Origin of the sequence: Paraburkholderia sp. UCT2 (genome assembly GCF_014397665.1) — a bacterium.
GTDB classification, from domain to species: Bacteria; Pseudomonadota; Gammaproteobacteria; order Burkholderiales; family Burkholderiaceae; genus Paraburkholderia; species Paraburkholderia tuberum.
This window is the reverse complement of the sequence record NZ_VZQO01000051.1, coordinates 40,183-61,118: the sequence shown is the minus strand read 5'-3', so window position 1 is coordinate 61,118 and position 20,936 is coordinate 40,183. Positions and strand designations below refer to the sequence as shown.

At 63.9% G+C, this 20,936-nt stretch carries 17 protein-coding genes and 1 pseudogene; 6 read left to right on the top strand and 12 right to left on the bottom strand.

What is annotated here, in order from left to right; all coding sequences use genetic code 11:
* Nucleotides 1–661 precede the first annotated feature (661 nt).
* The 3 genes and pseudogenes from F6X39_RS30420 to F6X39_RS30410 form a co-directional block, all read left to right on the top strand.
* Complete coding sequence (locus tag F6X39_RS30420; RefSeq protein ID WP_187619305.1) at nt 662–1,546, top strand: DUF6685 family protein; 885 nt, start codon at nt 662–664, stop codon at nt 1,544–1,546.
* 609 nt (nt 1,547–2,155) lie between these two features.
* Entirely contained in the window at nt 2,156–4,588 is a 2,433-nt protein-coding gene (locus F6X39_RS30415; RefSeq protein ID WP_262414862.1) for a WD40 repeat domain-containing protein, read from the top strand.
* A 208-nt stretch (nt 4,589–4,796) separates the two neighbouring features.
* Nucleotides 4,797–4,979, top strand: a pseudogene (locus F6X39_RS30410) (NUDIX hydrolase); the annotation flags it as partial.
* A gap of 75 nt (nt 4,980–5,054) precedes the next feature.
* On the opposite strand, the gene F6X39_RS30405 reads toward F6X39_RS30410, so the two are convergent.
* The 3 genes from F6X39_RS30405 to F6X39_RS30395 are packed head-to-tail and all read right to left on the bottom strand — an operon-like array spanning nt 5,055 to nt 5,851.
* Entirely contained in the window at nt 5,055–5,330 is a 276-nt protein-coding gene (locus F6X39_RS30405; protein WP_262414861.1) for a hypothetical protein, read from the bottom strand.
* Between the two features lie 39 nt (nt 5,331–5,369).
* Entirely contained in the window at nt 5,370–5,579 is a 210-nt protein-coding gene (locus tag F6X39_RS30400; protein WP_090811076.1) for a hypothetical protein, read from the bottom strand.
* A gap of 26 nt (nt 5,580–5,605) precedes the next feature.
* On the bottom strand, nt 5,606–5,851 hold the full coding sequence (locus F6X39_RS30395; protein ID WP_187619304.1) for a hypothetical protein: 246 nt from the start codon (nt 5,849–5,851) through the stop codon (nt 5,606–5,608).
* Between the two features lie 310 nt (nt 5,852–6,161).
* Here F6X39_RS30395 and F6X39_RS30390 point away from each other — a divergent pair, with 310 nt between their 5' ends.
* The 3 genes from F6X39_RS30390 to F6X39_RS30380 all read left to right on the top strand — a co-directional run bounded on the left by F6X39_RS30390 (nt 6,162) and on the right by F6X39_RS30380 (nt 8,989).
* Nucleotides 6,162–6,479, top strand: coding sequence for a hypothetical protein (locus F6X39_RS30390; protein ID WP_187619303.1), 318 nt, complete (start codon nt 6,162–6,164; stop codon nt 6,477–6,479).
* 255 nt (nt 6,480–6,734) lie between these two features.
* On the top strand, nt 6,735–8,360 hold the full coding sequence (locus F6X39_RS30385) for a response regulator (RefSeq protein WP_187619302.1): 1,626 nt from the start codon (nt 6,735–6,737) through the stop codon (nt 8,358–8,360).
* The gene (locus F6X39_RS30380; protein ID WP_187619301.1) at nt 8,357–8,989 is read left to right on the top strand and encodes a response regulator transcription factor; all 633 of its coding nucleotides are present in this window, start codon (nt 8,357–8,359) and stop codon (nt 8,987–8,989) included. The genes F6X39_RS30385 and F6X39_RS30380 overlap by 4 nt, the downstream gene beginning before the upstream one ends.
* A 39-nt stretch (nt 8,990–9,028) precedes the next feature.
* Here F6X39_RS30380 and F6X39_RS30375 read toward each other — a convergent pair whose 3' ends face one another.
* The 9 genes from F6X39_RS30375 to F6X39_RS30335 form a co-directional block, all read right to left on the bottom strand.
* Nucleotides 9,029–11,860 carry an ATP-binding protein gene (locus F6X39_RS30375; protein WP_187619300.1) on the bottom strand — a complete coding sequence of 944 codons (2,832 nt, stop codon included), beginning with the start codon at nt 11,858–11,860 and terminating at the stop codon, nt 9,029–9,031.
* A complete protein-coding gene (locus F6X39_RS30370; RefSeq protein ID WP_187619299.1) occupies nt 11,857–12,990 on the bottom strand; it encodes a substrate-binding domain-containing protein in 1,134 nt (377 codons plus the stop codon). Before F6X39_RS30370 ends, F6X39_RS30375 begins: the two co-directional genes overlap by 4 nt.
* 371 nt (nt 12,991–13,361) lie before the next feature.
* Nucleotides 13,362–14,690, bottom strand: coding sequence for an NAD(P)/FAD-dependent oxidoreductase (locus F6X39_RS30365; RefSeq protein ID WP_187619298.1), 1,329 nt, complete (start codon nt 14,688–14,690; stop codon nt 13,362–13,364).
* 52 nt (nt 14,691–14,742) lie between these two features.
* On the bottom strand, nt 14,743–15,087 hold the full coding sequence (locus F6X39_RS30360; RefSeq protein ID WP_018422376.1) for a cupin domain-containing protein: 345 nt from the start codon (nt 15,085–15,087) through the stop codon (nt 14,743–14,745).
* Nucleotides 15,084–16,076 (bottom strand): M14 family metallopeptidase, encoded by a 993-nt coding sequence (locus F6X39_RS30355; protein WP_187619297.1) that lies wholly within the window; start codon nt 16,074–16,076, stop codon nt 15,084–15,086. Before F6X39_RS30355 ends, F6X39_RS30360 begins: the two co-directional genes overlap by 4 nt.
* A gap of 2 nt (nt 16,077–16,078) precedes the next feature.
* A complete protein-coding gene (locus F6X39_RS30350; protein ID WP_187619296.1) occupies nt 16,079–17,557 on the bottom strand; it encodes an NAD-dependent succinate-semialdehyde dehydrogenase in 1,479 nt (492 codons plus the stop codon).
* 83 nt (nt 17,558–17,640) lie between these two features.
* Entirely contained in the window at nt 17,641–18,729 is a 1,089-nt protein-coding gene (locus tag F6X39_RS30345; protein WP_187613527.1) for a tartrate dehydrogenase, read from the bottom strand.
* Between the two features lie 94 nt (nt 18,730–18,823).
* Nucleotides 18,824–19,747 carry a 2-hydroxyacid dehydrogenase gene (locus F6X39_RS30340; protein ID WP_187619295.1) on the bottom strand — a complete coding sequence of 308 codons (924 nt, stop codon included), beginning with the start codon at nt 19,745–19,747 and terminating at the stop codon, nt 18,824–18,826.
* Nucleotides 19,748–19,753: 6 nt separating this feature from the next.
* The gene (locus F6X39_RS30335) at nt 19,754–20,638 is read right to left on the bottom strand and encodes a GNAT family N-acetyltransferase (protein WP_187619294.1); all 885 of its coding nucleotides are present in this window, start codon (nt 20,636–20,638) and stop codon (nt 19,754–19,756) included.
* Between the last annotated feature and the right edge of the window lie 298 nt (nt 20,639–20,936).

The following is a 20,936-nucleotide window of genomic DNA, read 5'->3' as shown; positions in this document are numbered from 1 at the left end:
TAATGCGGTAGCCAATCCGCGGATATCAGCTTGATCCACCGTCGAGATTTACTGCTACGTCGCCCTCAGGAAATTCAAACATCGAAAACACAGAACCGATCATATTGACACGAGAAGTCATATCACCTTGGGGAGGGACATGGCATCAAATCTAACCAGCGGATCGGCCTTTTCAAATCAGGCTTTGGGTCTCGCTGGCTAGGCACAGACTGGCCAGATCGGCCGCCCTCGAATACTTGACGGGGACGGACTCAGGGCTTGTGGCAGCCGCTCAGCGACCTCGCAGAGCCGTTCGCGACAGTCTCAAATTGGCCGAGCCTTGCCAGTCGTTGTGCGTTCGACAAGTGTCGTGTCATGACCGGCAGCACGCGACCCTGTGCGGTCATCCATGATGGATGCATGAACGTCCGAGGGTAACCGCGTAGCGGTCGGCTATAGTCAGCGCTTTCGCGCCTTTCTATTCGAAATAGGCACTATTCCAACAGACCTTTGGACTTAATCAATGTTTCGGCGATTGCTTGCTAACGAAGCTTTGACAGAGGTACCCGACTCCGTCGCACAGCGGGAGAATTGGACGTGGTCGCGTCGCAAGCTCCAACGGCCCGCGATCGCCGACCAAGCGCGGATGGCCGCTTGGCTCGGCCTGCGGGACGAGCTGCGGATGCTCGATCCAGCAACGCTTCCCGCCGTGCTCGACGTGCGTGCCCCTGGGATTTGGGGCAGCTCGCTGCGCCGGGTTGATTTTCTCCGCGAATTCGACGAGACCGGACTCAGCCTCGAAGGCCTTTCGTCAACTACTACGGGCCTGTGCAGTCATTACTTGACCTGTCCCGTCGGCAGTATCGCCAACGCACGGAATGTCGCCGATTTTGCGTTCGATATAACCGACATAGACGGCATAGGGAGCAGCAAATCCCAAGATCGTTACTTTGCCTCGGTGAAGGATTTTGGTCTCGATTTCTCAAGCTATAAAAAGACCTCCGTTGATGAAGCTGGATTACAGCGCATGCTCAAACATCGCGAGGTTAGGATCGTACAACCGCAGAGGACAGACCGGGTCGGGGTGCGGTTGTGGGACGGCAGGCTCTTCCTATACAACGCTGGTGGCTCGCACCACTTCGCAGGTGCCGCTTATATCGCCGCGCAACTGCGGCGACCGGTCCCTTTACGGGCTAGGCTGGAGGTCATCGAACTCAACGAAGGCGTCATCGACTGGCTGCTCTCTTTGTTCATTCCGTTTTCGGTTCCTAAAGGAATCGCGCTAAAACTTCGTCAACTGTGTGCCACGGTTCTTGGTGGTGCTTATACCTTGCGAATTCCCGACATAGTAGCGACCAGCACCGCAGTGTTGCTCCTTCCGGCTGAATCAAACTCCATTGCCGCCGTTTCCGACTTGTTGTTGAAGGCGGGAATCCAGAACGTTCGTCCGTGGTTTGAATCGTTGGTCGCTCAGCAGCGAAGTAACCTTCCAGTGCTGCAGCAACGTTTTCCGGCTGCATTTTCGACAGTCCCTAACGCGGGCATTGCGTCAGGCATTACAGTGTGACCGTACGCGGAGCAAACCAGTCTTGGTGCACAACGCGCACGCGCATAGCGAAGATTCAGTATTACGTCCCACGGTTTCTACTTCGGAATTTGGGGATCGGACGTCTGAGCCGCATACACCCGGCGGCCAAACAGACCTGGCGCCGTCAAATTGTAGGTCGCCGTCTCGTCGCCGAATGGCGACTCGTCGATCATCACCAGACTTTCGATGACCACCCGCGAAGGACCGCTCGTGGCCGAACCCTGACCGATAGCTGAATTGAGAACCGCTTGCCGGCCCGCAGCGGATGATCGTCGCCACCCACTCCGGTCATTGGTGCCGACGCTACTTCAACGGCAGCTCGCTCCTGGTCGGCGGACACTGGTGCGCACTGACGTGCTGTTTCCTGGAATCGAGTGCGTGGTGTGGCGTGAGACGATGTGACCGGGAGCCCCCAGACGTCTTGGCGACGGTGTGGCGCGAGCGATTTCTTTGCGAATTGGACATGTGCGAATTGCTTTCGGCCGGGCGCGGACGACCTTTCCTATCGATGGACTTGCTGCGGGCGCGAGGAGGTTGCACGCGCGGAGCGCGAGTCGCAGTTGCAACAAATCGTTGAGGATCAAGCCCATGTCAACGAAGAGCGGGCACGGACAGGGCGCGCAGCGACGCATCCAGGTACTGATTGGCGCAATCGCATTCATTTTAATTGTGACTGCCGGGTGGATCATTCACCAGACTCGGACGGTCGCACGCCAGACTTCCCTTGCGTTGGCGTCGGCCGCGACGACGGCGAACGACGCGGGAAATTATGACCGCGCAATGCGCTTCGCGATGCTGGCGATGGGCAACGGTTGGCTTTCGCCGGGATCGGCAGAAGCAGAGCTTGAGCTTATGCGTGGCGCGCAAGCATCAGTGCAGATTGCGTTGCTCGGCGGCCATCAGAATGCGGTTGATTCCGCCGTCTTCAGCCCGGACGGTAAGCGGGTGGTGACCGCGTCCTGGGATGGGACAGCGCGGGTGTGGGACCTGGCCACGGGTAAGCAGATTGCGCAGCTCAGTGGCCATCAGAATCTGGTCTATTCCGCCGCCTTCAGCCCGGACGGCCGGCGGGTGGTGACTGCGTCCGCGGACAGGACCGCGCGGGTATGGGACCCGGCTACGGGCAAACAGATTGCGCAGCTCAGTGGCCATCAGGATCTGGTTTATTCCGCCGCCTTCAGCCCGCACGGCCGGCGCGTGGTGACTGCGTCCGCGGACAGGACCGCGCGGGTGTGGGACGCGGCTACGGGCAAACAGATTGCGCAGTTCACCGGGCATCAGAAACCGGTTTTCTCCGCCGCCTTCAGCCCGGACGGCCGGCGCGTGGTGACCGCGTCCGCGGACAGGACCGCGCGGGTGTGGAATGCGGCGACCGGCCACGTGATCGCACAGCTCACCGGGCATCGGGAACCGGTAAGCTCCGCGGTCTTCAGCCCGGACGGCCGGCGCGTGGTGACAGCGTCCGATGACAAGACGGCGCGGGTGTGGGATGCGGCGACCGGCCAGGTCATCGCGCAGCTCATAGGGCATCGGGGACCGGTTTTCTCCGCCGCCTTCAGCCCGGACGGCCAGCGCGTGGCGACAGCGTCCGATGACAACACCGCGCGGGTATGGAACGCGGCGACCGGCCAGGTGATCGTGCAGCTCACTGGGCATCGTGGACCGGTGAGCGCCGCCGCCTTCAGCCCTGACAGCCAGCGCGTGGTGACCGTGTCCGATGACAGGACCGCGCGGGTGTGGGATGCGGCGACCGGCCAGGTGATCGTGCAGCTCACGGGACACGAGGGGCCGGTGAATTCCGCCGCCTTCAGCCCGGACGGTCAGCGGGTGGTGACTGCGTCCCGTGATAGGACCGCGCGCGCATGGGACGCGGCGATGGGCATCTTGCTGCTCAGAGGGCATCAAGGGTCAGTTATTTCCGCCGCCTTCAGCCCGGACGGCCAGCGGGTGGTGACCGCGTCCCGTGATCGGACCGCGCGGGTGTGGGACGCGGCCACCGGCAAAGAGATCGCGCAGCTCAGCGGGCACCAGGATCTGGTTTATTCCGCAGCCTTCAGCCCGGACGGTCGGCGCGCGGTGACCGCGTCCGCGGATGGGACCGCGCGGGTGTGGGACGCGGCCACCGGCAAACAGATCTTGCTCCTCAGCGGTCATCAGGGCCCGGTTGATTCCGTCGCCTTCAGCCCGGACGGCCAGCGGGTGGTGACCGCGTCCCGGGATGGGACCGCGCGGGTGTGGGACGCGGCCACCGGCAAACAGATCTTGCTCCTCAGCGGGCATCAGGGCCCGGTTGATTCCGTCGCCTACAGCCCGGACGGCCAGCGCGTGGTGACCGGGTCCAGGGACAGGACCGCGCGGGTGTGGGACGCGAGCACGGGCAAACAGATCGCGCAGCTCAGCGGGCACCAGGATCTGGTTTATTCCGCCGCCTTCAGCCCGGACGGCCAGCGCGTGGTGACCGCGTCCGCGGACGGGACCTCGCGGGTGTGGGACGCGGTCACCGGCAAACAGATCGCCCAGCTCGGTGGGCATCAGGGACCGGTTTTCTCTGCCGCCTTCAGCCCGGACGGCCAGCGCGTGGTGACCGCGTCCGCGGACGGGACCGCGCGGGTGTGGGACGCGGCGACCGGCGAGGTGATCGCGAAGCTCACCGGACATCAGGGACCGGTTTTCTCCGCCGCCTTCAGCCCGGACGGCCAGCGCGTGGTGACCGCGTCCGCGGACGGGACCGCGCGGGTGTGGGACGCGGGGACCGGCGAGGTGATCGCGAAGCTCACCGGACATCAGGGACCGGTAAGCTCCGCCACCTTCAGCCCGGACGGCCAGCGGGTGGTAACTGCGTCCGCGGATCAGACCGCGCGGGTGTGGCCTATCCGATGGCTCATGCAGAAGCGAGGTCAGAGCCTGGCTCAAGCCGTGTGCAGGGAAAGGCTCGTGGGAGCAAACCTGCTCACAACCGATGATGAAGCTGCCCTTTCTCTCGTACGCGGGCGCCGGGGCGAAAACGTATGTGGATCGTAACTCGCCGACCGGTCGGAGCGAGCTGCAACGATACGTTTGGCCAGCGCGACCAATTGCTTTCCAATCTTCCTGACTAGCTTTCACATCGAAGTCCGCGGACGTGAGCAGGTTCATCGCTTACTCGTAGGTCCGCTCACATGTTTTCCTCTGCACCGTGAGCCGCTCATCCGGCGTTCATTGTGTTGCATCGACCGGTTGAATCCGCCCAATCTACGTCGGTCAGTCGCTGTTGCTGCTGAAGTCGTCGTACCGCGCCGAATGGGGGTTTCCGGGCCTGCGGCTCGATAATCGCGAGATCGTCGCCGCGCATCTGGCGTCGCCGGAGCAATTGTCTGGCTTTGCCGTGACAGGCGCGGTCGCTGCCTATCTCGGCAGGGATGTCTGCGGCTAGTCGAGCCGTTTTTCTTGCATGACCATTCGAGTCCGCGTGACGCTGCGCGAGGCGCGGGACTTCCAGGCATCGGGGTTACAGCCCCACGGTTTTCAACGCTTCCTGAGTCGCTAGCATGGCATCGATAAGAGCGCGAGCCTTGCGATCGACGCACGTGAGAGCAACACTTTCCGACCCGTAGGTAACGGCATCGGCTAAGTCACCGGTGACGTGCTGTTTTCGTGTCCTTCTACGCAACGACCACGTGACGCGATATGTCAGCGCGATTCCATCGGACAAACGGGCCGTCCGCGGCTCCATGTGCGCTTCGATGACGAATCCGCGATAACGCCCGACAATGTGATGTTTCATTGATTGACTTCACCGTCTTTCGCCTTCATCGCTCGCCTCTCAATGCACGACGCCAAAGAACAAAATTGCGCCTTCGGCCGGCGTCAGGCCCGCCTTGAAGTAGCCTTCGAGCCGGTCGGCTGTCGCTTCATCGAGCGTGAAGGGCGGATGGACATAGCCTACGGCGAATGCATGGTCGTACCAGTCGTTGAGCCACGCGCGCAGCTCTATCACGTCCTGCGGCAGTGTGTTCGAAGCATCGTCGTGCATGTGCGTTTCCCCGGCTGGCTGAACGATCAGGCCGCCATGCGGCCTATGCCCATTTCCGGACGGCGCTGGCCCGGCGGAAACACGTGCCATGCGCCGTCGGCATGGCGAAAGAAGAAGAGTGAAAACGCCCCGGTCGGCAGATCGAATTGAATGCACACCCGGCATGTTTCACCCGAGCGCGAGCGGTTCAGCAGACGCACGCGCGCCCCTCGGCCCCCCGTCGGGCCAACGAGTTTTTCGACCTGAGAACGCAGCGATCTGTTGCCCGCCATGATTTTCCCCGCGATGCACGATGATTCGATGCTATGGCGATCGGTGCGTGCGTCCAATCGGCGCCGGCCGGAATGTCGCTTCAGGAATCACTGGTTTCAGCCGTCAGGACTTCCTGAACCGGAGCAGCATGTAGAACGGCATTTAAGCGTCCTTGCCCATCTGCGGGGGCTTTCGCCATGAATGACACTAAGGATTTCCTGACACGCGAATCAGGAAGTCACACCCTGATTTTCCAGCGTGCGCTGAATGCGACACACGTTCTGCTCGTAGATGATGAGCCATCGAAATGCAATGTCGAATTGATGCAACATGATCGGCTATCTATCGGAGCGCGAAAACGTCATCGAGCAAATCGACGTGATATGTCTGCGACTGTTCGACACCTGGTGCGAGACGCGCAGCGTGACATCGCTTGCGTATTTGATGCACTGCTGGCCGTTGATAGACAGCACGACCCACGCGCTCAGGCGCCTGGGCGAAACCATGCGTGAGTTGCGGCGCAATCACGCGGACCAGATCGACGAGTATGACTTTCGCGCGCTGTGCGAGGTGGCCGACCTCATCGACGAACTGACCTTGCCGCGCACGGTCCGACTGATCGCGGTGGCGGGCGAGGTGCCGCACTAGCGAACGGCAACGCCGGCCAGGCGCGCAACGGCGTACAGGCACGCATGCGGCGGCTGTGAGGCCAGGGGGCGCGCCGTTTCATCGGACGTTTGAAACCCGGAGCGGGCGTGATGGACCAGGCGCCGGCATCGAGTGCAGAATAGGACGACCACAACGGCGGCACTCGCGGGGATATATGGCGCTCGACATTTTCGACGCATGGTGGAGCGGAATTCTGCAACCCGCTGAGCGGTATCTCGAAGGGAACACCGCATCATGAGCCATCTCGCCGCTCCGGTCGCGTATACGGGCACGATTCTGATCGTCGACGATACGCCGGGGAATCTTGGCGTGGTTGTCGACAGTCTCGAGGCGCGCGGCATTCGCGTGCTGGTGGCGCTCGACGGTATCGAAGCGTTGGAGCGCGCAGCCTTCTCGCAGCCCGATGTGATCCTGCTCGACGTGAAGATGCCGGGCATCGACGGCTTCGAGACCTGTCGGCGCCTCAAGCGCGATGAGCGCACGCGCGATATCGCCGTCATATTCATGACCTCGCTGATGGACAACGAGGACCGCGTCGAAGGCTTTCTGGTGGGCGGTGTCGATTATGTGACCAAGCCATTGCGCGTCGATGAGATGGTCGCGCGCGTTGGCGTGCACCTCGAGCTGCGGGTGATGCACAAGCAGGTTCTCGCGCAGAACCGGCAACTGCTGGCGGAAGTCGCCGTGCGCAAGGAAACGGAGGCCGCGCTATCGCAAGCGCGCGACGATCTGGAGCGACGTGTCGCATTGCGCACCGAAGAGCTGGCGCGCGCCAACGCCAACTTGCGGGCGCAGATCGACGAGCGGCGGCGCGCGGACGCGCGCCTGCAGGCAAGCGAGGCTCGCTTTCGCGCGATTGTCGAAACGAGTCCGGTGCCGCTATGCATCACCTCGATGCCGGATGGACACATCCTGTACACGAACCCGCCGCTGCGCGAACTCTTCGGCATGGACGAAGGCTTGTCCGCCAATATCGCGGATTTCTACGCCGAGCGGGGCGAGCGCGAGCGTCTGATCGAACATCTGCGGACCAAGGGTGGCTTGCGCAACACGGAGATACAGTTCCGGCGCCAGGACGGTACCCGGTTCTGGGCGATGGCGACGGCGCGCGCCGCGACTTACGACGATTCTCCGGCGATCTATGTGGGCCTGAATGACATTACGGGGCGCAAGCAGATGGAACAGGAACTCGTCGAATCGCGCGAGCAGCAGCGCGAACTGTCCGCGTACATGGAGGCGATTCGCGAGGAGGAGAGAAAGCGCATTGCGATGGAAATTCACGACGAGCTGGGGCAATTGCTGACCGCGCTCAAGATGGACGTGTCTCTGCTCAAAATGCGCATCGCGCACGACGCGGAAGCGACAAAAAAAGCCGACGATATGCGCCAACTGGTCGAAGGCACGATCTCGATGGTGCGCAATGTCGCGAGCCACCTGCGGCCCGCGGCGCTTAACTTCGGCATCGTGTCTGCGCTCGAATGGCTTGTCGACGAGTTCAACCGCCGCAATGCGATCGCGTGTGAATTGCGCATCGAAGGCGGCGAACCCACGCTGTCCGACGCCCACGCGACGGCCCTGTTCCGCATTGCACAGGCTTCGCTGACGAACGTCGCGCGTCATGCCGCCGCCACACGTGTCGAGGTGACGCTTGTTTCGACGGCTGCACAGCTCTTGCTGCATGTGCGTGACGACGGATGCGGCTTCGATCAGCAAGTGGTGAGTCGCAACTATTCATATGGCCTGCTCGGCATGAACGAGCGCGCGCGGCTGATCGGCGGATCGCTTTCGATCGACAGCTCGCCGGGCGCGGGCACCATGGTTTCGATTCATATTCCGCTCGATGGCGGAGCTCGAACATGATCAGGATACTCATTGCGGACGATCATGCGATAGTCCGTGGCGGACTCAGACAGATCATCGCGACCACGAGCGATATCGTCGTTGCGGGTGAAGCGGCGCAAGGAGCGGAAGTGATCGACAAGCTGCGCGCGTGCGCGCTCGATCTTCTATTGCTCGACATGACGATGCCCGGCATCAGCGGCGTCGCCCTGATCCGCAGGGTACGGGCGGAACATCCTTCGTTGCCGGTGCTGGTGCTGAGTATTCACGACGAGGCTCAGGTCGCGTCTCGCGCGCTGCGCGCGGGAGCAACGGGATATCTGACCAAGGACAGTGACCCGGAGGTGCTGCTCGCGGCAATCCGCAAGCTCGCGGACGGCGGCCGTTTCATCGATCCGAAGCTCGTCGATGCGATGGTGTTCGATACACAGCGCGGCGACGTGCCGCCGCATGAAGTACTGTCGGACCGCGAATTCCAGGTCCTGCAGATGCTCGCGGCAGGCAGGAGCATCAATGAAATTGCCCAGGCATGTGCCCTCAGCGCGAAAACGATCAGCACACACAAGATGCGGTTGATGCAGAAACTCGGGCTGTCCAACAACGCTGAGGTGATCCGGTACGCGATCCGGCATGGCATGATCGTCGAGTAGAAAACGAAGGATGATGCGGTTCGCGTTCTGAGGCGCGAATCACCGCGGTAGCCTCCTTTCCAGATATTGCTCGACGAAGCCGAGGATCGCCTTGGACCGGTAAGCCTTCGCCAACCGGCAAAGGTGGTCTGCGAAGGGTCGATAGCGCTCGTCGAGCTCGCTCAAGTGTTGGGCGTGTTGCACGATGGCACGCATGTCGCCGAGTCGCGCCAGGTAGTGCAGCGTTTCGATCTCCCCCTGCGGCGGTGCCATCAAGGGCCCGGTAAAAGGAGCGGCAGCGGGTACAGCCGTGTGGTCCGCGCCAGTGACTTGCGCCTTGCTCGCTTCGTCGATCCACTCGACATTCATGAGCGATGCGACATGGGACAATAGCCGGCCGAAATCGATCGGTTTGGCAAGAAAAGCGTTTGCGCCGGCCGCGAGACTTTGCGCCGCATCGGTCCCCGAGGCGCTTGCGGAGACTGCGACGATGGGCAGATCCCGGAACTCGGGCATCTGGCGCAGGCGACGCGTGGCTTCGAGCCCGTCCATCCCGGGCATGACCACATCCATCAGGACAAGCGCAGGATGCAGGGAGCGGGTTTTCTCCAGAGTTTCGGATCCGTTGCCAGCCTCCGCCATGTCGAATCCGAGCGGCCCCAGCATATCGACCATCACGGCACGGTTCTCCGCCACGTCATCCGCGACCAGGATAGCCTTGCGCGGCCCCTTGTAACCGCTCACGATCCGTCCGGACGCGGCGACAGCCGCTGGGGGCGCCACCACCTGGACATCCAGTTCGATCGAGAAGACGCTGCCAATATCTCGACGACTCTCGATATGGATCTCGCCGCCCATCAGGCGTACGAGTTGCCGGCTGATGGCGAGCCCGAGCCCCGTGCCGCCAAAGCGGTGCCGGTCGTCGCTCACTTGCTCGAAAGGCCTGAAGATTTCCTCCAGGCGCCCTTCATCGATCCCAATGCCGGTGTCCTGCACTTTGAAACATAGTCGCGCGGGCGGCGTAAAAGCGACGCTCAGATGCACGCTCCCCTGCTCGGTAAATCTGATCGCATTGGAAAGCAGGTTGAGCAGCGCCTGACGCAGCCGTATTTCGTCCACCCGGACAGCCGCGGGCAGATAGGGCGGCATCTCGCAATCGAAGGCGAGTCCCTTTTCCGTTGCCTTGACCCGCATCGTCTCGGCGACAAAGTAGACGAACTGTTCGAGCGGAACGTCGGAAAGATTGAGTTCCATTCGTCCAGCTTCGATCTTGGCTATATCCAGGATGTCGTCGATGAGCATCAGCAGGTGTTCGCCGCTGCGCTGGATGACTGCGAGTCCGTCGATCTGGCGTTGATCGAGAGTCGTGTCGCGTGTGAGGATCTGCGCGTAACCAAGAATCGCGTTCAGCGGCGTACGCAGTTCGTGGCTCATGTGCGCGAGAAAATCGCTTTTTGCCTGGTTGGCCGTATCTGCATGTTCCTTGGCCACGGCGAGTTCCGCTGTCCGTTCGCGGATCATGTCTTCGAGGTGCTCGCGATAGCGCCGCAATTCCGCTTCGGCATGCTTGTGCTCCGTGATGTCGCGTGAGATGCCGAGCAGGAACTGCGGCACGCCGCGCACATCGGCGATCGGGATCTTCATCGTGTGCACCAGGCGCACGCCATGTCGCGTATGAACCGGCTCTTCCGGTATGTCGATCATGTGATGCGACTCCAGCACGGCCCGATCCTTGAGCGCGAAGAATTCAGCCTCCGCCGCGGGAAACAGATCGTGGACGGACCGGCCGAGGAGCTCCTCGCGCCGGTCGCCGAGAAGTTGCTCCGCCGCCTTGTTACAGCGCACGAAGCGCAAGGTCGCGGCCTCCTTGACGAAGATCGCGTCCGGGATATTTTCGATGATGCTGTTAAGAAAGTTCTCGCTTTCCCGGACGGCATCTTCGGCGTGCTGACGTTCGGCGATCTCGGCCGCCTGACCCGCAAGCGCCGTACTGAGTTCGGCCGTGCGCTGTGCGACGCGCGCCTCGAGTCCGGCGTTGAGCTCCTTCAACGCATCCTCGGCCGCGCGGCGCTGGCGCCGGTCTTCAAGGAACTGCTCGACTGCGCGCGCCATATCGGCAATCTCGTCGCCGCCGTGCACGGGGACTCCGGCTTGCGTGCTCCCGGCATCGCCGTGCCGCAGAAAGTGACTGACGCGGCGCAGGCGCGCCACGACATGGCGCCCGAGGAATTCGCGGGCGATTAGCCAGGTGAGCAGCAGGCTCACCGCGACTCCACCCGCCACCCATTTGCGTGTGCGATCTGCGCGACCGGCCAGATCCTGGACTGCTTCGCGGTAGTCGCGCGTCAAATAATCGGACTGCCGTTGCGCCGCGACGGCGAGAGCCGCGGCCGCGCCGTGCAGGTCCTTGTCGAGGCTGGTCAGCGACACGCCCGGCCGCTGCCCATCCGCCGGCGCACCCCGGGTGCCGAGCGCGGTCTCGCGCACCTGCGCCTCGATGTTGGCGATGTTGCGAAAGCGTTGGCTCGACCGATAGAGCGTCAGCGCGTCGACCCCTGGGTCGTCGCTTGCGGTCGCGGAGGCCAGGCGGTCAACCAGGCGGTCGAAGGATGCCAGCTGTTCGAGCACATGCCGATGGGTCTCGCGCACGGCATCGATCGTATCGTCGCGAGACAACTGCAACGCGAGGCGTTCAATGGTCAGCGTGTGCTGTACCAGATCCTGCGCATCCGCGAGGCGCGTGAGCCGCTCTTCGGCCAGCTGACGGATCGAGTGGGCCGAACCGGTCAACGAGTAAATCGTCGTGGCTCCGACGACGACCACCAGCGCGGCCAGGCACGAAGCAACGAGCGCAAATTGAGCGGTGAGCGATTGTGGGAAAGGCAGTTTCACGGTCGTTGCCAGATCTGACGATAAATGTCGCGATAGCCGTTGTCAGGGTCGTAGAGTAGACGATCGCCGCCGTCCGCGGCGACGTTGTCCGCCGTCACGAGATGCACCGGCGTCACGTAACCCGTGACGCCAACGCCCGCGAAAAGTCGGTTCATTTCGTCGACCAGTTGCCAGCCGTGCAGATTCAGGGGTTCGGCCACGGTGCCGGTCTGGAACGTGCCGGTGCGGATGCGCAGGAAGGCGGACTCGCTGCCGTCGCCAGCCGACAGCATGATCATTGCAGCGTTCGGCATTCCCGCCTGGGTCAACACCGGGGCGGCGTAGTCGAAGTAGATGTCGTTGATCGCCAGCGCACAGGTCCAGCGCGGGCCGTAACGCGCGAGCAGGGCGCGTGTCGCCCCCGGCATCAGTTCCCGGCTGCGCGAAATCGCCACGTCGCGCACTTCAAGCAGGGTACAGCCACTGCACGCGCGAACGACGGCAGCCATTTCATCCGCCTTGCCTTGCGCAATTCGGAAATTGGAATCGGTGAAGATGACGACGCCCGCATGCCCGCCGGACTGCACGATGGCCGCCAGCGCGGTCACGCGCGCGACCTCGAGCGGATCCGTCGACACGTTCATCGCAACGGGCGTGTCGGGCACCGGTCCGGCCTGGGCCGCGACATGCCAGCCGACGATCGGGATGTTGTTCTCGGCAAACGGCCGCAGCGCGGGGAGCAGCGCGCGTGCGTCGCCGCCGGCGAGGATCAGACCGTCGGGGTGGCTTGCCAGCGCATTCGCGAGCATCTTCAGACGCAGGTCGGCCGCACCCGCGGAATCGAAGATCCTCACGCGCCAGCCGATCACCTTGGCCGCCTCCAGCACACCATCGACCACACCGAGGATGCCGCCGTTGCGCAAATCCTCGGCGACGACCGCGATGTGTTTTCCAGATTGCGCAGGTGGCCCCTTGCGTGGCCCGTTCCAGGGTGCAGCGGGTCGCGAAGCGGCGTCGACCACTCGCCTGGCCAGGGCCAGGAAGTCCGTCGCGGCGACCGGGGCTCCGGGCGCAGGGCCAGGCAATAAATCCTGCGCCGCGGCGGCCGGCAGCACACACGCGCAAGCCAACGCCAGAAGGAAGCCCTTCATGCTGTTCCCCCCATGGGCTCCGTCGAGGTCGATTGGGGTTGCCCAAAGCCGCTCGCGGATGACCTTTTTAGCAGGATATTACAAGCCGATTCCCGCGTGTCATCGGTCATGCGCTGGCGCAAATTGGATCAAGCGTGGTCGGCACTCAACTGCAATGGTCTGATGGTCAGTGTTTGCCACGATTGCGCGATCAACCGTTCGTCGATCGCAAGCCATAGAGTTTCTCGACTGCAAGCAGGTACGACAGCATGACGACTGGCAGTGTCGTCGTGTTGGCATTGCCGAAGAAGTACGAGACACCGAGATTGTCGAGCGAGATCAGCGCGGCTGTACAGCACCGAAGGCCCGTTTTCGCGGGGCGACGTCGGGTGTTACATCATCTCGGGTTTCGCCAGCCGGGTGCCATCGCTAAAGCGCGTCAATCGATATGGTTGTGTCTCGATCCCAGTCGCGTCGTCCGTCACGATGCGGCTAACCAGCATACCGGCTCCCGGTCCCAGCCCGAATCCATGACCGCTGAACCCCGAAGCGATCACAAGGCCCGGCTTGCCCTCCACGCGTGACATCACCGGCACCAGATCGGGCATCGTGTCGATCGCGCCAGCCCACGCATGGGCGATACGCAATCCCGACAGTTCGGGAAAGACCGTCGCAACGTTTTGCAGTGCACGGGTCGGCCACTCGGCATCGGGCACGGGATTGAGAACCCGCGTCACCTCGAACGGAGAGATGTCGTCGTGGCGCCAGTCCGCACTTCCTTCCGGGCCGCCGAAGAAAGGTTGCGCGATCCGGAATTTGAGCTTCTTGTTGAGTTTGCTGCGGAACATCTGGCGAAACTTGACCGCGTGCCGCAGGTTCTGTGGCGCGATCTCCATGCGTCCATAGCCCGGCACCGCGATCGTGTAGCCGCCGTCCAGCCGCCGCCGCATCGCGAAGTTCGGGCCGGAGAAGCACCCGTCTATCACGGCCGGCGCTTCCGCCGTGCGCAGCGCGGTGCCGATCACATTGACCGCCGGCAGATCGATCCCATGGTGCCGGCAGAACAGGGCGCTCCACGCGCCGCCGGCCAGCACGACGCTGCTCGCGCCAATCCGGCCGCGCTCGGTCCATACGCCGGAGATTCGACCCGCGCTGCTGTCGAGTCCGCGAACCGCACAGGTCTGATGCACGCGCGCGCCGAGTCGTTGCGCGCCTCTTGCGATGGCGGGCGCTGCTCGCGACGGCTCCGCGCGTCCATCGGAATGCGACCACACGCCGCCCGCCCACTTCGCCCGACTATGCGGAACGCGCGCGGCCAGTTCTCGAGCCGACAGCAGTTGACTGTCGAAGCCGAGCGCGCGCGCCTTGCCGAGCCATGTTTCCCACTGGGCGACATCGGCAGACTGCTCGCTTCCGTACAGAATGCCGCTGCGCCGAAAACCGATGTCCTCGCCGAGTTCGTCGCTCAACTCGCCCCAACGCTTCAGGCTCTGCATCGCGAGCGGCAACTCGTAAAGGTCGCGGTTCTGCTGACGCACCCAACCCCAGTTGCGCCCCGACTGCTCCGCGCCAATGATGCCTTTTTCGAGCAGCACGACCGATACGCCGCGCCGTGCCAGCTCGTAAGCGGTGCTGACGCCGATAATGCCGCCGCCGATCACGGCTACGTCGCAGCGATCGGGGAACCCCTCGCTATTCGGGACTTCGTCGATTCTTAGCATGTTTGAGCAACCATGATTGACATGAGCAGCCGGATACCGGGTGCGTGCGCTGTCAGAAGATCACATAGATCTTCCGCAGCGTTTCATCGATGTTCCAGAGTCCTTCCGTGTTGGCTTGGAAAAATAGCGTGTCGCCGGCGGCGAAGCGGACCGTGTCTTCTCCGTCGGGCGTGAAGGTGCCGCTGCCCTTGATGAAATGCATCACCTCCGCCTGCTTGACGGAGCGCCGATAGGTGCCGGGCGAGCACTCGAACACGCCGGTATCGATTGCTTCGTGACCGGGAATGACGTACTGGCGTCCCGATACGCGCGACGGTTCGGTACCGGGCAGGCCCGCGGTTCCCCAATCCTCCAGTGCGGAGACTTCCGCGGCTTGCCTGATCTGCTGAACTTTCATTGCGCTGTTTCCTGTTGTCGTGAGCGGAGGTCGATACGTCGGTCGATCCGGCCTAGCCGGACCACGGTGACGCCGGCGCGCAACTGGCGCAGCGAGGGCATCACCAGCATGCAGTCATCGTACGGAGTCGAGACTGGCTGACCGTCGGACCATGCGATCACGGTGCCGGCCTTGTCGAACGTCTCGAGGCCTGTATAAGGACCCGCGAAACGGAAATCCATGCTCCTGGCGACGACCGGTTCGGTCACGCGCACGATGCGCATTTCGTCGGGCAATGGCGCGATCCAGCCGGGCGGCAGGTCGGCTGCGTCGACGATGCCCGAGAGCAACAGAAAGCGTGCGGTGCAGTCGCGCGCAACCGTCACCGCGCTGGCTTCCCAGTGCTGGCCGCATTCGATCAACAGGGCATTCTTCGGACTCGTGTCGTCGCCGAAGCCCTCGTAGTCGCGCATCCGGCGGCCTTCGGGATGGCCTTCGTCCTGAATCACGGTGGCGGGCGTGCCGAGCCGCTCGGCCAGTTCGGCTCCCTTGCGCAGCGGCCCCGCGACGATCAGCGGCGCGCTTTTTTCATGCATCGAATGCAGGTCGAGCAGCAGATCCACTGTGTCGACCACCGGCCGCATCGTGCGCGCACGATCGAGTTCCGACGAGCGGGTCGCCAGATCGTCGAGCTTCGCGGCGGTCCAGACGCGGTTGAAGTCCTGATCGACGAAACGCGCTTTGTCTGGTGTCGCGGGATCGAACCGCGCATACGCGGCGACGTTCGCGAACGACAGCGTGAGCTTGCCGCGGCGCGGGCGCAGGCCGCTGCGCAACAACGCGTCGACGGTGATCGCGCCGCACACTTCGTTGCCATGCGTGAGCGCATTGATCATCACGTGCGGCCCGGCTTGGCCGGAGTCGAACGAGTGCAGGTATGCAATGCCGGTATTGCCGTCGGCGTGCGCCGAGAGGTCCGGAAATGCGACTTCGATCGGATAGGCTTCCATGTTTACTCCAGACCTCCCTGACACAGATACTTGATCGACAGATAGTCATCGAGACCATACTTCGATCCTTCGCGACCGTAGCCGGATTCCTTCACACCGCCGAACGGCGCCGCTTCTGAAGCGAGCGCGCCCTCGTTGATACCGACGATGCCAGCTTCCAGCGCGCGCGAGACACGCTCGATACGGCGCATGTTCTCGCTGTAGAAGTACGAGGCGAGCCCGAACGGGGTGTCGTTGGCGGCCTGCACCGCTTCCTGCTCGCTGTCGAATGGGAACAGCGGCACGACCGGGCCGAAGGTTTCCTCGCCGCACAACACCATCGACGACGTGGCGTTACCCAGCACCGTGGGCGCGTAGTAGTGCGGTCCCAGCTCGGTGAGCCGCCGTCCGCCCGTCAGCACGAGCGCGCCGTTCTCGAGCGCGTCCTCGACATGACGAGCGATCTTGTCCACAGCGCGCTCATTGATCATGGGCCCGATCTGCGAGGCGGGGTCGCTGGCGGGTCCGACCCGCAGTTCGGCCACTTTCGCGCACAGCAGCGCGGAGAAACGTTCGTATACGCCGCGCTGCACGAAGACGCGGTTCGGACACACGCAGGTCTGCCCGCCATTGCGGAATTTCGCGGCCAGCAGGCCATTGACCGCGGCATCGAGGTCGGCGTCGTCGAATACGATGAACGGCGCATTGCCGCCGAGTTCCAGCGAAAGCTTCTTCAGCGTGCCCGCCGATTCGCGCGCGAGATGCTTGCCGACGGGCGTCGATCCGGTGAACGTGATCTTGCGGACACGGCTGTCGGCGAGCCAGTCGCCGACCGTCTCGGCCGCCGCCGCACGCGAAGCCGAGATCAGGTTGAGCACGCCGTTCGGCACGCCCGCCTCGTGCGCCAGCATCACCAGTGCGATCGCGGTGAGCGGCGTGTCTTCCGCGGGTTTCGCGACCACCGTGCAGCCCGCCGCGAGCGCGGGTGCGATCTTGCGCGCGATCATCGCAAGCGGAAAATTCCAGGGCGTGATGGCCGCGACGACCCCGATCGGTTCCTTGACCGCGCTCATCCGTTTGCCGCGCTGCTGCTGCGGAATCAGGTCGCCGTAGATGCGGGTGGCTTCGTCGGCGAACCACGCGACGTACGACGCGCCATAGTTCACCTCGGCGCGTCCTTCGGCGAGCGGCTTGCCTTGTTCGAGTGAGATCAACGCACCGAGTGCGTCGCGATTCGCGACGATCAACGCGTGCCAGCGGTGCAGTACCGCCGCGCGTTCGCTGGCCAGCCTCGCGCGCCACGCGGGCAGCGCTTTAGCGGCGGCGTCCGTGGCCGCTCGCGCGTCGCTGGGGCCGCTGTCGGCGACTTCCGCGATCGGCTTGCCGGTCGCCGGATCGGTGACCGCGAAACGCCGACCGCTCGCGGCGGCGACCCACTCGCCGTTGATGAAGTTCTCCGTGCGGATCAGCGCGCGGGCCTGTTGTTCGAGATTCGTGCTCATATGAGGTCTCCGTGCCGGTTGGCATGCGATGGCAGAGCGCCCGACGCGCGCCGGGCAGTCAGTGCTGCCTGCTCTGTGAGTGATCAGGACGGATTGGCGACCCGAGCCGCGATCGCCGCGCCGACCTCCGTGGTCGATGCGCTGCCGCCCAGGTCGCCCGTGCGCGGGCCTTCCTTCAGCACCCGCGTGATCGCGGCGACGATGGTGTCGTGCGCATCGCGCTCGACACCCGCGCCGTGGCCGAGAAAGTCGAGCATCATCGCGGCCGACCAGATCATCGCGACCGGATTGGCAATGCCCTTGCCGGCGATGTCGGGCGCCGAGCCATGCACCGGCTCGAACAGCGACGGAAAGCGCCGATCGGGATTCAGGTTGCCCGACGGCGCGATGCCGATCGTCCCCGTGCACGCCGGCCCGAGATCGGAAAGGATGTCGCCGAACAGGTTCGATGCGACCACCACGTCGAAGCGATCCGGGTTCAGCACGAAGCGCGCGCACAGGATGTCGATGTGCTGACGGTCCATCTTCACATCCGGGTAGCGGGCGGCCATTTCATCGGCGCGGGCGTCCCACCACGGCATGCTGATCGCGATACCGTTGCTCTTCGTTGCAACCGTGAGTTTTTTCGCTCGACGCTGTGCAAGGTCGAACGCGAACTTCATCACGCGCTCGGTGCCGTGGCGCGTGAAGATCGACTGCTGCATCACGACTTCGCGCTCGGTGCCCTCGAACATCGTGCCGCCCACCGACGAATACTCGCCTTCGGTGTTTTCGCGCACGATCATGAAGTCGATATCGCCCGGCTTGCGGTTAGCGAGCGGGCAGGGCACGCCTTCGAACAGCCGCGCGGGGCGCAGGTTCACGTACTGGTCGAATTCGCGGCGGAACTTCAGGAGCGAACCCCACAGCGAAATATGGTCGGGCACCTTGTCGGGCCAGCCGACCGCGCCGAACAGAATCGCATCGCAGTCCTGCAGTTGCGCCTTCCAGTTGTCGGGCATCATCTGGCCGTGTTGCGCGTAGTAGTCGCACGACGCCCATTCGATATGGCGGTAGTCGATGCCGATGTCGAAGCGTTTGCATGCGGCGTCCAGCACGCGCAGGCCTTCGGGCATCACTTCGGTACCGATGCCGTCGCCGGGAATCACGGCGATGCGGTATTTGCGGGTCATACGTATCTCTCCTTGCCGTCATCGCGCGCCGTCTGCTGACGCCGCGCAGTTGGCGAAATGGGGTTGCGTTCGGGGGTCGGGCCGCGCATGGGTATCAGTAGCCGCGCGTCCGGTCGATCAAGCCGATCATCCGCACGCCGCTGCGATAGCGGCGCAGGTTTTCCAGTATCGCATCGACGGCCGGTTCGGGCCGCGTCGCGCTCGCGATATGCGGCGTGATGCGCACGCGCGGTTGCGCCCACAGCGGATGGTCGGCGGGCAACGGCTCCGGGTCGGTGACATCGAGCACCGCGCTGTGCATCTGCCCGCGTTGCAGCGCGTCGAGCAGATCGGCGCTGACGAGTTGCGGTCCGCGGCCGACGTGAACCAGCGACGCGCCTCGCGGCAGCATGTCGAATACTCGCCGGCAGAGCAGGCCGCGCGTGGCGTCCGTGAGCGGCAGCAAACAGATCAGGATGTCGGCACGGGCAAGCAACTCGTCGAGCCCGGCCTCGCCCGCATAGCAGTCGATCCCTTCGAGCGCATGCTTCGAGCGGCTCCAGCCCGCGCAGGCGAAGCCGAACAGCCGCAAACGCTCCAGTACCGCGCGGCCAAGCATGCCGAGGCCGAGCACGCCGATCCGACGCGACGCGGCGGCGCGCGACGGCATCGGCTGCCATACGCGGGCCCGCTGCTGCAACCCGTAATCGAACAGATCGCGGTGAATCGCCAGCACCGCCTCGGTGACATATTCGACCATGCCTTCGACGATGCCCGGCTCGAGCATCCGCACCACCGGCAGATGCGCCGGAATCTGCGACAGATCCAGTTGATCGACTCCCGCGCCGACCGAAAACACCACTTCGAGATTCGGCAGCGTGAGCGCGAGGTCTCCCGGTTGCCACGCGACCAGATAGCGCACGGCCGTGGGATCGCCGATGTCCGGCCACACCCGGAACGGCACATCGGGCGCCAGCTGCGCGAAGCGCTCGGCCCATAGCGCTCCACGCACCGGATCGGCTTTGTAGAGGACGGTCATTGGCGGTTACGCCATCGCCTGATTGATGATGCCGAACGCGCGCCAGCCCGGGTCGGGGGCCACCTCGCGCAAGTCGGCGGGCGCGTTGCGCACCATCTTTTCGACCGAGTCGACGCGCGGCATGCCGACATGGGTCAACCAGTCGTTGATGCCGGCGTCGTCCGGCACGTCGATCCGCACGAAGTCGCCGGCGTGCTGCGCGAGCCAGTACGAAATCAGTGCGCGGGCACGCAGATCGTCGGACCCATGCTGCGCGACCACCGGTCCAACCGAGTAGCCGCGTCCGAACGCACGGAACAGCGAGAAACCGACCACTTCGCCGTCACGTTCGAGAACCACGGCTTGCGCGAACCCGAGCAGCGCCGGTATCGTCGCGCTGCGGTCGAAGCCGCTCGCGCGCGACGCGAGTTCGATCAGCTTCGGCGTGTCGTCCGGCCTCGCGGCACGCAACTGTTCGCCGGGCGGCGGCGCGACAGCGGCCACGCTGCCGAGCGTGCCCTGATGCTGGGTGAGTCCGCCGCAGCTGACGAAGCCGAGCTTTTCGTAAAGCGGCTTGCCTGCGACCGTTGCGTGCAGGAAGGTCACGCGGTTGCCCAGTTCTTCGAGCACCAGTTCCATCAGCTTGCGGCCGATGCCACGGCCCTGTTCGTCCGGCGAGACGATCACGAGGCCGAGCGTGCCGCGGTCCGCGCCGAATTTCCAGCAGAGCGCGGTGCCGATCACGGCGCCATTGTCTTCGGCGACGAAGCCGGTGCCGGCGTCGTACATGAAGCGCCAGTCATCGGCGCGGTGCGGCCAGCGCACCGCAACCGAGAGGCCGTGCGCGGCGGCGATGTCATCGGCAGTGAAGCGGCGATAGGTCAGTGATTTCTTCACGGTTGATTCGGACACTGCAAACTCCTGCTGGCGGCATGATCAGCCTAGACTGTGGCATTCCCGGTGCCTGCTTCATAGGACGATCTTTTTGTTATTCGGGTCGGTGTGTGCTCGGGTCTGCTTCACGGCGGCAGCCACGCGCAACGCAATTGCACAGGTATTTTTGGCGTTCACCCCGGGGGTGCTATATTCAATATAATGCTGAAAAATTGAACGGGCGTTCATTGTAACGAAGCGGCTGGCGCCTTATCGATGCGACCGTGCGCGCCCAGCACAACAACCGCACCGGCGGCACATAGGCAGCCGGCCGCAG